The organism is Nesterenkonia pannonica, assembly GCF_019575955.1.
Lineage (GTDB): Bacteria > Actinomycetota > Actinomycetes > Actinomycetales > Micrococcaceae > Nesterenkonia > Nesterenkonia pannonica.
Window position 1 is genome coordinate 1,185,074 of record NZ_CP080575.1, and the last position, 14,645, is coordinate 1,199,718.

14 protein-coding genes and 4 pseudogenes are annotated in these 14,645 nt (G+C 67.0%); 13 read left to right on the forward strand and 5 right to left on the reverse strand.

The features are described 5' to 3' along the window. Positions 1 to 54 precede the first annotated feature (54 nt). Genes K0H76_RS08655 through K0H76_RS08665 form a run of 3 tightly spaced genes read left to right on the forward strand, consistent with a single transcriptional unit; the run spans position 55 to position 1,351 of the window. Positions 55 to 561 carry a DUF5719 family protein gene (locus K0H76_RS08655; RefSeq protein ID WP_258935368.1) on the forward strand — a complete coding sequence of 169 codons (507 nt, stop codon included), beginning with the start codon at positions 55 to 57 and terminating at the stop codon, positions 559 to 561. Between the two features lie 2 nt (positions 562 to 563). Then, positions 564 to 776: a hypothetical protein gene (locus K0H76_RS08660; protein ID WP_258935151.1), complete on the forward strand. Its 213-nt coding sequence runs from the start codon at positions 564 to 566 to the stop codon at positions 774 to 776. Continuing rightward, positions 773 to 1,351, forward strand: a complete 579-nt coding sequence (locus K0H76_RS08665; RefSeq protein WP_258935152.1) for a DUF3499 domain-containing protein — start codon at positions 773 to 775, stop codon at positions 1,349 to 1,351. The genes K0H76_RS08660 and K0H76_RS08665 overlap by 4 nt, the downstream gene beginning before the upstream one ends. 86 nt (positions 1,352 to 1,437) lie before the next feature. On the opposite strand, the gene K0H76_RS08670 is transcribed toward K0H76_RS08665, so the two are convergent. Then, a complete protein-coding gene (locus K0H76_RS08670) occupies positions 1,438 to 2,118 on the reverse strand; it encodes an RDD family protein (RefSeq protein WP_258935153.1) in 681 nt (226 codons plus the stop codon). 140 nt (positions 2,119 to 2,258) lie between these two features. Between K0H76_RS08670 and K0H76_RS08675 the strand changes: the two are divergent. The 4 genes and pseudogenes from K0H76_RS08675 to K0H76_RS08690 all read left to right on the forward strand — a co-directional run. Next, positions 2,259 to 3,207 (forward strand): annotated as a pseudogene (locus K0H76_RS08675) (stage II sporulation protein M); the annotation flags it as partial. Positions 3,208 to 3,328: 121 nt separating this feature from the next. Next, entirely contained in the window at positions 3,329 to 3,478 is a 150-nt protein-coding gene (locus K0H76_RS08680; protein WP_258935154.1) for a hypothetical protein, read from the forward strand. Positions 3,479 to 3,686: 208 nt separating this feature from the next. Further along, a complete protein-coding gene (locus K0H76_RS08685) occupies positions 3,687 to 4,610 on the forward strand; it encodes a DUF1461 domain-containing protein (protein WP_258935155.1) in 924 nt (307 codons plus the stop codon). Beyond that, positions 4,592 to 4,735 carry a hypothetical protein gene (locus tag K0H76_RS08690; RefSeq protein ID WP_258935156.1) on the forward strand — a complete coding sequence of 48 codons (144 nt, stop codon included), beginning with the start codon at positions 4,592 to 4,594 and terminating at the stop codon, positions 4,733 to 4,735. Before K0H76_RS08685 ends, K0H76_RS08690 begins: the two co-directional genes overlap by 19 nt. 190 nt (positions 4,736 to 4,925) lie before the next feature. On the opposite strand, the gene K0H76_RS08695 is transcribed toward K0H76_RS08690, so the two are convergent. Both K0H76_RS08695 and K0H76_RS08700 read right to left on the reverse strand, forming a co-directional pair. Beyond that, entirely contained in the window at positions 4,926 to 5,432 is a 507-nt protein-coding gene (locus K0H76_RS08695; protein WP_258935157.1) for an NUDIX hydrolase, read from the reverse strand. Between the two features lie 23 nt (positions 5,433 to 5,455). After that, positions 5,456 to 7,834 (reverse strand): annotated as a pseudogene (locus tag K0H76_RS08700) (ATP-dependent DNA ligase). A gap of 245 nt (positions 7,835 to 8,079) precedes the next feature. Here K0H76_RS08700 and K0H76_RS08705 point away from each other — a divergent pair. Both K0H76_RS08705 and K0H76_RS08710 read left to right on the forward strand, forming a co-directional pair. Then, positions 8,080 to 9,042, forward strand: a complete 963-nt coding sequence (locus K0H76_RS08705) for a polyphosphate kinase 2 family protein (RefSeq protein ID WP_258935158.1) — start codon at positions 8,080 to 8,082, stop codon at positions 9,040 to 9,042. 108 nt (positions 9,043 to 9,150) lie between these two features. Further along, positions 9,151 to 10,095 (forward strand): Ku protein, encoded by a 945-nt coding sequence (locus K0H76_RS08710; RefSeq protein WP_258935159.1) that lies wholly within the window; start codon positions 9,151 to 9,153, stop codon positions 10,093 to 10,095. Here K0H76_RS08710 and K0H76_RS08715 read toward each other — a convergent pair. Next, positions 10,020 to 10,796 (reverse strand): annotated as a pseudogene (locus K0H76_RS08715) (alpha/beta fold hydrolase). The gene K0H76_RS08710 and the pseudogene K0H76_RS08715 overlap by 76 nt on opposite strands. Before the next feature lie 177 nt (positions 10,797 to 10,973). Next, on the reverse strand, positions 10,974 to 11,297 hold the full coding sequence (locus K0H76_RS08720) for a VOC family protein (protein WP_258935160.1): 324 nt from the start codon (positions 11,295 to 11,297) through the stop codon (positions 10,974 to 10,976). 277 nt (positions 11,298 to 11,574) lie between these two features. On the opposite strand from K0H76_RS08720, the gene K0H76_RS08725 reads away from it, so the two are divergent. From K0H76_RS08725 to guaA, 4 genes and pseudogenes are all read left to right on the forward strand, one after another. Continuing rightward, positions 11,575 to 12,000 (forward strand): hypothetical protein, encoded by a 426-nt coding sequence (locus K0H76_RS08725; RefSeq protein ID WP_258935161.1) that lies wholly within the window; start codon positions 11,575 to 11,577, stop codon positions 11,998 to 12,000. Then, entirely contained in the window at positions 11,931 to 12,443 is a 513-nt protein-coding gene (locus K0H76_RS08730; protein ID WP_258935162.1) for a hypothetical protein, read from the forward strand. The genes K0H76_RS08725 and K0H76_RS08730 overlap by 70 nt, the downstream gene beginning before the upstream one ends. Positions 12,444 to 12,727: 284 nt before the next feature. Next, positions 12,728 to 12,964: a DUF3817 domain-containing protein gene (locus K0H76_RS08735; RefSeq protein ID WP_258935163.1), complete on the forward strand. Its 237-nt coding sequence runs from the start codon at positions 12,728 to 12,730 to the stop codon at positions 12,962 to 12,964. A gap of 51 nt (positions 12,965 to 13,015) precedes the next feature. Further along, positions 13,016 to 14,613, forward strand: a pseudogene (gene guaA, locus K0H76_RS08740) (glutamine-hydrolyzing GMP synthase). Positions 14,614 to 14,645: the final 32 nt, after the last annotated feature.

The window sequence follows — 14,645 nt, forward strand, 5'->3', positions numbered from 1 at the left end:
CGTCACGTTCGGCGCAGAGGGGAGCGGGGAGCGTTGGGCTCCACGACCGTCCTGGTGCCTCCCGAAGAGGAGCGAGAGGTCAGCATGTCCGCGCTGGCCGAAGGCGACGAGCCCTTCGTCGTCGAAGTCACCGCGTCAGGGGCGCCCGTGGCCTCCAGCCTGCGCTCTTCGAGAGCATCCGGCAGCACCAGCCAGGGTGCGGAGCTCCTGCCCGCCCAGTCTGCTCCTGAGGCCGCCCACACTTTCGCCGGGGTTCCTATGCCGGAGGCAGGGGCCGAGACCGAACCCGCTGAGCTGTGGCTCTACGCTCCCGCATCGGACGAGCCGGGTGAGCTCACCGTCGAGCTTCAGGTCTTCGGGCCCGAGGGTCAGGTGATCCTGGAGACGCCCGGAGTGCTCACCCAGCAGCAGGGAGCTCTCGGTGTGGTGAGCATCGAGGGGATCGAAGACGCAGGGGTCTATGACGTGCTGGTGAGGACGTCGGTGCAGTCCGGGGCTGATCAGGACCCCGTCCCCAGCTACGCGGCAGTGCGCACTGCGGGGACGGCCAGGAGGTGGTGACGGTGGTCGAGCAGGAGCCGGTGGTCGAGTGGGATCCCGTGACCGGGCTGCCCACTGAGGTCGACCAGGACCCTGAGGAGGAGACGGCTGCGCCCGCCCCGGACTTCAGCTGGGCGGCGTCCTCTGCTCCAGTGCAGCCCGGAGACCTCATGCCGGGGAGGCTGATGACGCTGCGCTGCACCTGTTCAACCCTGGCGAGGAGGATGCGTCGGTGACTCTGGAGAGCGGCGAGCAGGTGGAGGTGCCAGCCCGCTCCTCGACGCAGATCGACCTCGAGACGGGCGGGGACGCGGCGGAGATCGAGCAGACGTCGGGCGAAGTCCACGCCGCGATCATTCTGCGCGACGCCGATGGGCGCTTCAGCGTGCTGGGAGGTCCCTCCGTCGAATCCGACCCTCCAGCGTGCCGGTCACGCTGCGCCGCTGATCCGGGGTCTAGGGTCAGCCGGGTGGATTCTAAGCGACGGTGCAGCAAGAGCGGCTGCGAGGGACCGGCAGCGGCGACCCTGACGTATTCGTATCAGGACTCGACGATCGTCGTCGGGCCGATCAGCCTCTACGCCGAGCCGCACACCTACGATCTGTGCGCTCCGCACGCCGACACGGTGAGCGCACCCCGAGGCTGGGAAGTGCTGCGTCTGGACTACCGGACCGCACCGTCCCGCGAAGCGCAGCAGGACGGAGACCTCCTGGCGCTCGCCGATGCGGTGCGGGGGCCATCGCGGCAGAGAGCAGCCACGGACCGCGGCGACGAGAGCGTCCCGCCGGCCCGGCAGAAGCCCGCCCCCTGACGGCACCCTCAGGGCACCCCGACTCCGCAGAGCCGACGGCCCACCGAGGACACCTGCGCCTCATCTAGCGCATCCGCGCCTCAGGCTCAGATGCGCTCAAGCCTGGCAGCCAGGCGCTGCTGGCGGCCCTGGGACCTGACCAGCCGCTGATGCTCCCGGTTTCTCCGCTCCGCCATGACAGCCGCGAGGAGCTCCAGGGGCGAGCAGGTAGGCGGCTGGGGCGACACATGCTGCCGCACTTCGGCGGCGAGCTCATGCCCCACAGCCTCGAGGGCGCGCATGTTCCGTGCCCGCCCCGACTGCTCCACAGTCCGCAGGAGCCGTCCTGTCTGAACGGCGAGATCCTCCGGCAGACGCCCGATGTCAGCGACCTGTGTCCAGGACGCCATCCTCGGCGGCACAGGCAGCATCATGGGCTGGACTCTCGAGTGACGCGCTGCGATGCCGTAGGTGCCGGCCACGAGGTCGCCGAGGCGTTTGCCCCTGCGAGTAGCCAGGGCGCAGACCACAGAGATCAGACCCATGGTGAAGAGCTCCAGGACGAGGACGAGCCCGCGCAGCAGCGCATGCCGGAACCTGATCGAGCCGCCGTCGTCGCGCACCACACGGATGCCGAAGACGAACTTGCCCGCTGAGCGGCCGCGCGAGAGCGTCTCTACCGCCACGGGCACGGCCACCAGGCAGAGCAGCGTCACCGCAGTCACCGACGCGACGGCCGCCGCCTCATTCGCGCCGAACGCGGCCCCGAAGGCGCCCAGCAGAATCATTGCCACCAGGAGGAGGAGCCCATAGAGGAGGAGGTCCAGCAGAAGAGACGCTCCCGGGTGATCAGGAGACCGCGGGCAGGTCCAGGGATACCGCCTCGGAGGTGAGCACACTGCGCCGCATGCACGCTAGCCTAGCGGCCATGGACATCGATGCGTTCCTGCGCGTGCACCACAGCAGCTGGGACCGCTTGGCGGCCCTGGCACGTCGGCACAGGCTCACTGCGGAGGAGGCGGATGAGCTTCTGATGCTCTACCGGCGCGCCTCTGTGCACCTGTCGATGGTCCAGGCCTCCGAGCCTGACTCGCCTGCGGCCGCGGAGCTCTCCGCCATCCTGGGGCGAGCACGGGCGCATCTGACCGGAAGCGGCCCTCCTCCGGTCGCGGCGGCAGCCTATTTCGTGACGCAGAGCCTGCTTACCGCGCTCTATCGTCTCCGGTGGCTGACCCTGGCCGTCACGGCCGTCTGGTTGGCCGTTGCCGTCACTCTGGGAGTATGGACGGCCACTCATCCCCAGCTGGATCTGCTTCAGCCGCTGGAGCAGAGGCAGGCGTACGCCCAGGACGAGTTCGTCAACTACTACTATGAGCACCCCAACTCCGCCTTCGCATCCCAGGTGTGGACGAACAACGCATGGATTGCGGTGCAGTGCGTGGCATTCGGGGTGACGGGGATCTATCCGGCGTTCGTCCTGATGGTCAACGCCGTGGGAGTGGGCATGGCGGGCGGCGTGATGCATGAGCAGGGGCTGCCGCCGACTTCTGGGTGTACATCCTTCCCCATGGGCTGCTGGAGCTGACCGCGGTGTTCGTGGCCGGGGCAGCGGGACTGCGCATCTTCTGGTCATGGGTCGCGCCGGGAGAATGCGCCGCGCGGACTCTCTGGTCCAAGAGGCCATGCGTCTGATCACCGTGGCGGTGGGCCTGGTGTTCGTGCTTCTGGTCGCAGGGGTCATCGAAGGCTTCGTCACCCCCTCCGACCTTCCCTACTGGCTTCGCATCGCCATAGGGGTGCTCGCCCTCGGCGCCTTCTGGGCCTACACGATCATTGTCGGCTCCCGGGCCGCGCGGGCAGGCAGAACGGGCTCCCTGGGGAGTACGACAGCGGTCATCACCAGCTCACTGCATGATGAGGGAGGCCGCCCCGCCTCCATTTGGGACTCTCCGGGCGTTTTAGGGCCTCAAACACCGCCCGCGCGCTTAGTCTGGAGCCATGAGCCAGAATCCTGACGAGCAGCGGCATCACGACGCGGCAGACGACGACTTCGAGTCCGGGCTGGACTACGGGGCGTTCGCCGCGGACGAGCCCGACTTCCTGAGGACCGCCTCGACTCGGGACAGCCAGAGGCTCCCCGGCATCTGAGCGTGCGGACGAGCCGCAGGCAGCTTCGGCTGCGCCGACGGGACAGCTTAACCGCAGCGGAGGAGCCGACCCCGGCGACGGCCCGGCGAAGCCCCAGCGGACCCGGTCCCTCAGCGAGGAGCTTGCTGCGGCCAAGGCGACCACCGGCGAGGACCGGGCCGATGCAGCCTCATCGGCCTCTGCCGATGCGCCGCTGAGCGCGGCCGACGTGTCCTCACGCCCAGAGACCGAGGCCGCTGATGAGCCCCATCGCGAATCGACATTCCCGGAGGACCGCGACGCAGCGTCGGCCGCCGGAGCGTCGGCGGAGCGGACCCGGACCGACGTTCCGGCTCAGTCCGATCCGGGCCGGACCCACCCCACCCATGCAGACGCGCCGGCTGCTGATGAGCCGCATCGTCCTGAGCGGGCCGCAGGCGCGCTTACCACCACCGCGGCTGCCCGCCCGGCGGACGAAGAGATCACCGATGCGGACATCGATGAAGAGGTGCGCAAGTCCAAGCGCGGCGTCTCCCGCTTCCTGACGGTTCTGATCGCCATCTTCACACCGGTTCTGATCATCGCGGCTGCGGTCAGGTTCGTGGCGTCGCCGCTGTTCCTGTGGGTCACCTACAACCGTCCGGGGTTCCCCTCGGACGGCAGCGCCTGGGGCCTGTCCACCGCAGACCGGGAGCTCTACGGCTCCTACGGCATGGACTACCTGTTCAACATTGCAAGCACGGAATACCTGAGCAATGTGCTCTACGACGGGGAGCAGCTCTTCACCGCCGACGAGGTGGCTCACATGTTCGATGTGAAGCTGGTCGTCTGGTGGATCGTGACGGCCGGGCTGGTCCTGGCACTGCTGGTGCTGCTGTTCCTGCTCATGCTTCGTGCATGGCGGCCGGGCGGATTCGCCCGAGGTCTCTTCGCCGGTGCGTGGGTGACGCTCGCCCTGATCGTGGCCGCAGGTGTCCTCGCGATCCTGGACTGGCAGGCGTTCTTCGCCGAGTTCCACCGGGCGGCGTTCTTCTGGACTGACAACCCGTGGTCCTTCGACGGCGCCGAATCCGGCCTGCTGGCCCTCTACCCCAATCAGTTCTGGATCGATGCCGCGATCTGGGGCTTGCATTCGTGGTGCTGGTCTCGCTGATCATCATCATTGCAACCTGGCCCACCAAGGCCCGTAGGGAACGTCGCGCGGAGCGCCTTGCAGTCGTCCAGGACAGGCGGCGCGAAAAGCTCATCGCGGAGATCAATAAGTCCAACTACGAGTGATCCTCGCCTGAGCGGAGGCTGAAGCGCAGAGAGGCCGGGAGCCCCACGGGCACCCGGCCTCTCTGCGCACTACGGCTGGATGCTGCGCGGGTGGCTGCGAAACGGAGCGTCCCACGGCCGCAGGCTCTGCTTCTGCGACCGGGCGGCCTGCAGCGCGAGGATGCCGGTGACCGCGAGGTTGTTCCGGAGCTCACCGGTGAGGACGAGGCTGAACGGCCTCGTCGAGAGGCACCCACCTGGGCACGATCTCGGCCTCCTCGCCCTGGCGGGCATGGCGATCGGCCTCAGGGACATCTTCAAGGCCTTGGGCGAGGTAGATGCGGGTCGATTCGTCGCTCATGCCCGGCGTGACGTGCAGGTCAAGCAGGGTCTGCCAGGTATGCGCCCTGATGTCGGCCTCCTCGGCGAGCTCACGGACCGCCGCAGCCTGCATGGACTCTGCGTCGACGTCCAGCAGGCCTGCGGGAAGCTCCCAGAGGAGCTGGCGGACGGGGTGCCGGTACTGACGCAGCAGCAGCAGCTCGTCGTCCTCGTTGAGCGCAAGGACAGCGACGGCGCTGAAGTGTTTGACGTACCCGCGGGTGAGCTCTTCGCCGCCCAGATCGAAGCGGTCTTCGATCACCTCAAAGATGGGCGTCGAAGCCAGGCTTCTGCGGTGGGTCACGGGGTAGTCGGCAGCGGAATCCTTGATCTCCATGGGGTCAGCCTATGCTTCGGCGCTCAGCGCAGGCCCCGCCAGGCAGCGTGGCGGAGGCGTCCCTCCTGTGTGAATCCGGCATGGGACGCTTCGGCGCGGAGGGTGGGGTCACCCACACTGCGTCCGTGCTGTCCTCGGCAGGCACGCCCTCGAGGGCGGCGTCTTGCGGGTGAGGCCGTTCAGCGTGGTCCTGAGCCGCTTCAGCTCACTGTCCGAGAAGCCGGTGCCCACTCGTCCGGCGTATACGAGGTCCCCGGCGTCGTTCTTCACTGCGACCAGCAGAGAGCTGAAGGTGGAGCTCCGGCTCCCTGCACCTCTGCGGAAGCCGACGATGACCAGGTCGGCGTGCTGGGCGTGCTTCAGCTTCACCCATCCTTCGGAGCGCCGACCCGCGTCGTACGCATCCTTGGTGCGCTTGGCCACGACGCCTTCGAGACTCAACTCCTGGGAGACCTCCATGGCGTGGGACAGGTCTTCTCCCAGGTCATCGGGCCGCTGCACGTGCCGTGTCGGACTGAGCACCTGAGCCAGCAGCTCTCGGCGTCGTGCGTACGTCTCTCCCCGCAGGTCGCCGTGCTTCGTCGTACGGAGGAGGTCGAATGCCATGTAATGCACGGGGTTGCCTCGGGCGGCGCGTTCTACCTCCCGCGGCGCGGTGAGCTTTCCGCGCTTCTGCAGCCGTCCGAAGTCGGGACGGTCGCGGCTGTTCAGGGCGACCACCTCTCCGTCCAGGACGGTGCTAAGCCGGGACTGCCTGGGCCAGCTCCTCCAGTTCGGGAACGTGGAGGTCATGTCATGGCCGTTTCGGCTGCGCAGCTGGACCTCACCCGACTCGTCGACGGCGGCGATGACCCGGTACCCGTCCCACTTCGCTTCGAACACCCAGCCTCCGCCCCTGATGTCGGAGGGCTTGCCGAGGAGGCGAGCATCGGGGAGGGAAGCGGCCGGGGAAAGGGTGCCTACTCAGCGCGACGGTGCTCCTCCGGAGACTCTCGGCTCCTCCTCCCGTCCGTCGAGGGCTGCTCCTTGGTGAGCCGCATGATCCACTGGTCGTCGTCCTTCCCCTGCCGGTCCTCACCAGCGCGTACCGGCGAGGAGTACCGCCCAGACCGCCGTCGGGCTCTCCGCGGAGCACGACGATGATCTTCCCAGGCTCCCACTTCTCGATCTGCGCCGTCCCTCGGTCCCAGACCGTCATCTCACCGGCACCGTACTGGCCCTTGGGTATGGTCCCCTGGAACTCGGCGTACTCGATGGGGTGGTCCTCGGTCTGGACGGCGAGCCGCTGGGCTCCCTGCTTCAGCGGCGGGGCCTTGGGAACAGCCCAGGAGACCAGTGCGCCGCCGTGCTCCACGCGGGTGTCGAAGTGCAGCCGACGAGCGTGATGCTCCTGAATGACGAAGATCGGGTCTCCGGTGCGCGGCTCGGGGCGCGCCTCGGGAACCGGCTCGGGGTCTTGTCAGCGCTGCGCATCGAGCGGTATGCGGTGAGCGTGTCCTCCGGTGCCCCTTCGGAGCCTGCCGAGAACTCCTCCATGGGGTCGATTCCGCGATCCAGGCGGTCCATGACGTCGTGGAGGTCGAGGTGCCTCAGCTCAGGGTCCTCCAGCTCGTCCCAGGTGCGGGGCGCGGCCACCCACGGACGCTCGCGGCCGCGCAGCGAATAGGGGGCCACTGTGGTTTTGTTCGAATTGTTCTGAGACCAGTCGATGAGAACCCTGCCGCTGCGCTTGGCCTTGGGCATCTCGGACACGACGTGGTCCGGGTGGTCCTTCTCCAGGGCCTTGGCCAGCTCCTTCGCCACCTCTGAGACCTGCGCTGACGTGTAGGCCCCATCCAGTGCGGCGTAGAGGTGGATGCCCTTGGACCCTGAGGTGACCGGCACGGAGGGGAGTCCCATCGAGTCGAGAAGGTCTCGGCACCATCGGGCCACCTGGGCGCACTCCGCCAGTGCGGCGCCGGATCCGGGATCCAAGTCCAGCACGAGCCGATCCGGGTTGATGCTGCCGGGAGGCTGAGGCTCATCCGCTGCCGCATCAGCCCGCCACTGGGGACGTGGAGCTCCAGTGCGGCGACCTGCGCGAACCAGGCCAGCACCGCCGCAGAGTCTGCGAGGGTAGGTGTTCACGTGGTCGGAGTGCTGCACCTTGACCGCCCTGACCCACTCGGGTGCCGAGTCCTCCAGGTTCTTGCGGAAGAAGTCCCCGCCCCGGTGCCGTCCGGCCATCGTTTGCGGGTCACGGGCCGTCCGGCCAGCAGGGGCAGCATGGCGGGGGCAGCCGCGTGGTAGTACTCCAGCACCTCAGCTTTGGTGGTGCTTACCGCCGGGTAGAGGACCTTGTCGAGGCTTGTGACGCGCAGCTGACGTCCGTCCACGCTGACGGTCTGTCGGCGCGTGGCCATCGGCTGCCTCCCAGGCGGTTTCCAGAGTTCAGGGACGGAGTGTCTAGCCCAGAGTGGGATTCTCAGCTGAGCGTCCACTGAGAATTAGCAAGGAATGAGGTCGACATGCCAGTCAGCGAGTCTGCGCTGGACGCAGAGCTCACGGGAGTCCGTGGGCCGCGTGCGCACAAAGGTCAGCCATTCGCCGAGGATCCGCGCGACCTCTGGAGACCCGCACAGTACAGCGCCCCTTCGATCTGGCTGAGGTGCCGACCCGTCGGCGCAGAGGCTTCGAGGGCGGCAAATCCTCCGGAAAGAAGCTCCTGGATCAGCGCGGCGAGCTGCTGGCCGACCTGCAGGAGCTGCTGTGGGCCCATGTGGCAGCCGCCCCGGAGGAGGAGCGCCGTGCCGTGGAGAAGGGCATAGCTGCGCGGGTGAAGCGGCGCAGCTCGAAGGAGGCCACCCGGCGCGAGAAGCTGTTCGCCCCGGACGTCGAGAAGGCGCTCGAGGCCGTGGAGCGCGGGCCTCGGGTCCTGCTGGTGCTCCAAGGAATGGACTCCTCGGGCAAGGGTGGGATGGTCTCGTCCGTCGCAGGGGCGATGGACCCGCTCGGCGTCGACGTCGCCGCGTTCGGCAGGCCGACGCAGGAGGAGAGCCGTCAGCACTACCTCGAAAGAATCATCGCGGCACTTCCGGGGCCCGGCCACGTCGGAGTGTTCGACCGCTCCCACTACGAGGACGTCCTCGTTCCGGCAGTGAGCGGAACTCTGGGCGAGCAGGACCTGGAGGGGCGCACGGAGGCGCTGCAGCTCTTCGAGCAGGAGCTCGTCCGACGCGGATTCGTCATCGTCAAGGTGATGCTGCACATCTCGGCGGATGAGCAGCTCGAGCGCCTGCTCTCTCGACTGGACCGTGAGCACAAGCACTGGAAGTACGACCCCTCTGACGCTGATGCCCGGACGCAGTTCCAGACGTACCAGGATGTCTACGCACAGCTCATTGAAGCCACTGATGCCGATCACGCCCCTTGGCACGTGATCGGCGCGGACCGCAAGTGGTATTCGCGGCTTGCTGTGCAGGAGCTGCTGATCGCTGCGCTCGCCGACCTCGGCTTGAAGTGGCCCGCGGCGGACTACGACGTCGAGAGCGAGCGCCGTCGGCTCAAGCAGACGAAGGACTCTGCCCCTGATCCGGGTAGGCGAGCATGCTTAAGCAGGTCTGAGCGGTGACGGTCGGCAGGGCTGTTCAGCGTCGGCCCACGGATCCTCCACTGAGCATCAAGGTGCCGGTGCCATTCTTCCTAAAATTTCTGACGTGATGATGAAGGAGCTGCTCCGGTGCGTGCGATCTGGTCTGGTGAGGTCTCATTCGGCCTGGTGTCTGTGCCGGTCAAGCTGTATTCGGCGACGAAGAGCCACGATGTGTCCCTGCACCAGGTGCACGACGCCGACGGCGGGCGCATCCGGTACCAGCGCCGGTGCGAAGTCTGCGACGAGGCGGTGGACTACAAGAACATCGACAAGGCATACGACGACGGTGAGAAGTCGGTGGTCATCACGAAGGATGAGATCTCCGACCTGCCGGCGGACGACTCCAAGGAAATATCGGTCGAGCAGTTTGTGCCCGAGGACCAGATCGATTCGATGGTGCTCGACACGTCGTACTACCTCGAGCCCGCAGGGAAGTCCGCGAAGGCGTACGTTCTCCTTCGACGGACGCTCAATGAGGCTGAGCGGGTCGCCGTGGTGACATTCACGCTGCGCTCCAAGACCCGTTTGGGCGTCCTGCGCATCCGTGACAGCGTCATCGTGCTCCAGGGTCTGCGCTGGGCGGACGAGCTGCGTGAGCCCGATTTCGACATACCTGACTCCAGGGTGTCGAAGAAGGAGCAGGAGATGGCCGAGTCTCTCGTGGAGAGCTATTCGGAGGACTTCGAGCCGGAGCGGTTCACCGACGAGTATCAGCACCAGCTTCAGACCCTCATCGAGGAGAAGCTCGAGTCAGGTGAAGACATCGACACCGAGGCGACCTTCGGCGAGACCGATGAGAATGATGATGGCGAGGGCAACGTCGTCGATCTCATGGAGGCCCTGAAGAAGTCCGTGGACGAGCGCCGCCGAACCAGGGAGAAGGGGCTGAGTCCGAGAGGAAGCGTGCGTAGAGGCTCCGGAGCAGGTGCGCTGCCTGATGGGGCGGGCATCCAGACCTACCGGTCGGCCGTGAGGAAGCCCTTCAGAATCTCAGTGAAGATGTCGGGCTGCTCGGCGTGGACCCAGTGGTAAGCGTCTTTGACCGTGAACAGGCGGGTGCGGGGAAGAGCTCGCGCATGGCATCACCGTGCTGATCGCTGTCCACGTAATCGGACTCCGCCCCGGCAATCCACAGCACGGGGCCATCGTACTGAGCCTCCATCTGAGGGAACCCTCCTATGGCAGGCAGGGACTCGCGCAGCAGTCTGAGGTTCGGCTTCCACCGGAGCCCGTCGCTGCCGGTGCTCAGGCTCTGCATCAGGAACCCGCGCACCATGTCTTGGGAATGGGGCCCTTCAGCTGCTCGTCGGCGTCCCTGCGGGACTCCGTCTCGCTGAGGTCGAGTCCGAGCAGCGCGTCGAGAAGATGCTCGAACTCATCCATCTCCGGACGGTCAACCGGCGATATGTCCACGACGGTGAGGCGGCTGATCAGGTCCGGGTGCCGCAGGGCAAGCACCATGGCGGTCTTGCCGCCCATGGAGTGTCCGACCAGGGCCACCGGCCCCTGGGCGGCAATGCCGTCCTTCAGGTGCTCGGCGATCAGATCGGCCTGCTCGACATAGTCGAAAGTCTCGGTCCAGTCCGAGTCCCCATGATTGGGCAGATCGACCAGCACCGACTTCAGCTCCGGGCGGAGATTCTTCGCGATCGTCGAGAAGTTCTTGCCCTGGCCGAAGAGGCCGGGCAGAAACACCACGGGGCGCCGTCGTCGCCCACCGTTTGGGTGTTCAGGAGAACGCCATGGGTTCAGAGAGTGACCTCGCCCTTGGGCGTCTGGAAGGTGACGCTCATCAGGCCGGGAGTGCCTGAGGGGCGACCCATTCCACGTCGACGTCGTCGAAGGGGTCTGCGTCGGGGAGCCCAGCCAGTCGGCCACACGCTCCCGGGAGTAAGCGATGGAGAGTCGGGTCAGGCGCGCCTCGGGGAGAGGCCGTCCTTCTCGTATGCGCGGGAGGGGTGCAGGTGGTCAGTGCCGTCGTCCCAGCGCAGGAGATAGGGCACCTGGGGATCAGCGATGAGCCCCTTGATCCCGATCTGCTCCCACGTGAGCTCCTGGCCGTCGGGGAACTTGCGGTTTCCCGGAACGGCTTTGCGTCCCAGGCGCTCCTCGAATGGGGAGAGCTCATCGACGGCGACGCACCATCCCATCCAGCCTCCGCCGACCTGTGACCTGTTGCGGACGGCCTGCCCGAAGGGTGCCTTGTCCGCGCTGGGGTGGTCCAGAACCTGCACAATCTCGAAGTATTGGCAGTTCTCCAGGGAATGATCGCATTCGTGGTTCCGAACCGGGGTGAATTCCGCCCTTGACGCGTTCCACGCCCAAAGCCTCGGTGATGGTGGCCACCGTGGCGTCCATCCCGTCGGGTCCAACTGCGTAAGAGACATGATCCAGCCGCATAGGCCCATCTTGGCACCGGGGCGTGATACCCGAAATCGAGGAGCCGCTGAACGGCGCCCCTTCTTCTACCGCGTGTAGAAGTGAAGGAGCGTGCGCGCGTAGAATCGACGGGTGCTCCACACCGCCCTGCAGCCGAAATGGATCGGAACGCTGATCCTCGCGCTGCTGCTGGCGACCGTCTTTGTGGTCATGTCGGCGTGGCAGTTCGGCGAGTCACGCAGCGAGGACGAGATCGTCAGCACCGAAGAGCTCAACACGCCCGTGGCGCTGACCGAGGTCTACGAGCCCCAGCGCAGCATGACGATCTACGAGGCGGACCGCATCGTCACCCTGGACGGTGAGATCGTCCCCGACACTCAGGCGCTCATCGCCTCCCGCATCCAGGGTGAGCAGGAGGGCTACTGGGCCGTGGCCGCGATGCGCGTGGACGGTGCGCCCGACGGCGAAGTCATACCGCTGGTGCTCGGATGGACCGACGACCCCAGTGGGCCGCGGAGGCCGACGAGTTTGCGGAGGGGCAGAGCCTCCCAGAGCTGAGCGCCCAGGGGCGTCTGCTGCCGCCCGAGGCGCCGGGCCCCGGTTCGCGCGAGGGCCTGCCGCCCCGCGGCCTTCCGACCCTGTCCACCGCGGAGCTCATCAACCTGTGGGAGGAGGACTCCTACTCCGGCTTCGTGGTCGCCTTCGACATGGAGTTCGCGGGCGACGTCGTGGAGCCCGAGTCGATGGGGCTGGAGCAGGTGTGGGTGGACACCCAGCCGGAGACCTCCAACATCAATTGGCTGAACCTCTTCTACGCCCTGGAATGGACGCTCTTCGCCGGCTTCGCCTTCTTCATGTGGTGGCGACTGGTCAAGGACGCTCATCTTCGGAGGCTCGAGGAGGAGAGGCTCGACCGAGAGTGGGAGGAGAAGTGGCGCGCCGAGCAGCTGGCAGCGCTCCACGCCTCCGAGACATCACAGCAGAAGGACAGCAATGACTGAGCAGCACAGAACTGAGCCGAACGCCGCCGATCTCGGGACCCCGCCGCCCCGGCCCGGCAAGGGACAGCGCCGCTACCTCGGCACGCACGAGCAGATCCGCAGCGCGTTCAGCTTCTACCGCGTGATGGCCTTCATCACCGGCATCTTCCTGCTCATCATGGTCGCCAAGATACTGATCAGCGGGTCCCTCTTCGGGTGGCACATGTGGCCGGGCTGGGAGATCTACATCGGAGGCACGACTCAGGTACGAGAGCAACAGCATCGGATTCCACCGTCCGGACACTGTGGTCGACGCCCGGTCGGTCTCAACGCTCATCGCCCAGGCCCACGGCGTGGCCTACATCGTGTATCTGGTGGCGGGCTTCCGCCTCTGGTACATGCTGCGGTGGGGAGCAGCCCGCATGCTCCTGATCATCTCCGGCGGGCTCATCCCCTTCTTCAGCTTCTTCGTGGAGCGCAAGGTGGCGAGCCTGGTGACCAAGGATCTTAAGGAGAACCCGAACGCTGTCTCGCGATACTGAGCAGGGCCGTTCCCGGGGAGCAGCGGGCTCTGCGGACGATAGGATGCGTGGGTGAGTTTCGAGACCCCGGCGCGGGAGCGCGCACAGGATGATGCACAGACAGTTCTGGTCGTCGACTACGGCGCCCAGTATGCCCAGCTGATCGCCCGGAGGGTCCGCGAGGCCCGGGTCTACTCCGAGGTGGTGCCGCACACCCTCTCCGCGGCCGAGATCATTGCCCGGAAGCCATCGGCCGTCATCCTGTCCGGGGCCCGTCCTCCGTCTACTCCGACGGGGCGCCGGGAGTGGACGAGGATCTCTTCGACGCGGGCATCCCCGTGATGGGCATCTGCTACGGCTTCCAAGCCATGGCGCATGCCCTGGGCGGCGAGGTGGCCCGCACCGGCCAGCGCGAGTACGGCAAGACCGAGGTTCGCGCCACCACGGCCCCGCACGGGCTGCTCTCCGGCACGGATGAGCTTCAGACCACGTGGATGTCCCATGGCGACGCGGTCACTGCGGCGCCCGAGAGCTTCGAGGTGCTGGCCTCCTCCGAGGCCGCGCCGGTGGCGGCCTTCGCCGACGATGAGCGTCGGCTCTACGGCGTCCAATGGCACCCCGAGGTTCGGCACTCCCCGCAGGGGCAGCGCGTCATAGAGAACTTCCTCTACCAGGGCGCAGGACTGACGCCGGAGTGGACGGCCGGGAACATCGTGGAGGAGCAGGTCGCCGCGATCCGCGAGCAGGTCGGCGACGCGAAGGTCATCTGCGGCCTGTCGGGAGGCGTGGACTCCGCCGTCGCCGCGGCCCTGGTGCAGAAGGCCGTAGGGGAGCAGCTCACCTGCGTGTTCGTTGACCACGGCCTGCTGCGCGCAGGAGAGGCCGAGCAGGTCGAGCGGGACTTCGTCGCCGCCACCGGCGCAAAGCTGTACGTGGCCGATGAGAAGAAGCGCTTCCTGACCGCCCTTGCCGATGTCAGCGACCCGGAGGAGAAGCGTCGAATCATCGGCCGCGAGTTCATCCGTGCCTTCGAGGAGGCGGAGCGGAACATCCTCGAGGAGGCGCAGGCCGAGGGAGCCAAGGTCGAGTTCCTGGTCCAGGGCACTCTGTACCCCGACGTGGTGGAGTCCGGAGGCGGTGAGGGAGCTGCCAACATCAAGTCCCACCACAATGTCGGCGGCCTCCCGAGGACCTCCAGTTCAAGCTTGTCGAGCCGCTGCGCGCCCTGTTCAAGGACGAGGTGCGTGCCGTGGGAGCCGCACTGGGCCTGCTTACAGAGATCGTGCAGCGGCAGCCGTTCCCCGGCCCAGGCTTGGGCATACGCATCGTGGGGGCGGTGACGGAGGAGCGCCTGGAGATCCTTCGGACCGCAGACCTGATCGCCCGGGAAGAGCTGACGGCGGCAGGCCTGGACCAGGACGTCTGGCAGATGCCCGTGGTGCTGCTGGCCGACGTCCGCTCGGTGGGCGTGCAGGGGACGGGCGCACCTACGGGCACCCGATCGTGCTGCGGCCGGTCAGCTCGGAGGATGCCATGACCGCGGACTGGACCCGTATGCCCTACGACCTCTTGGCCCGCATCTCCAACCGGATCACCAATGAGGTGGAGGAGGTCAACCGAGTAACCCTCGACGTGACCTCGAAGCCCCGGGGACCATCGAGTGGGAGTGACGGTAGCCTTCCGGACAAAGCGCGTCCGTGTT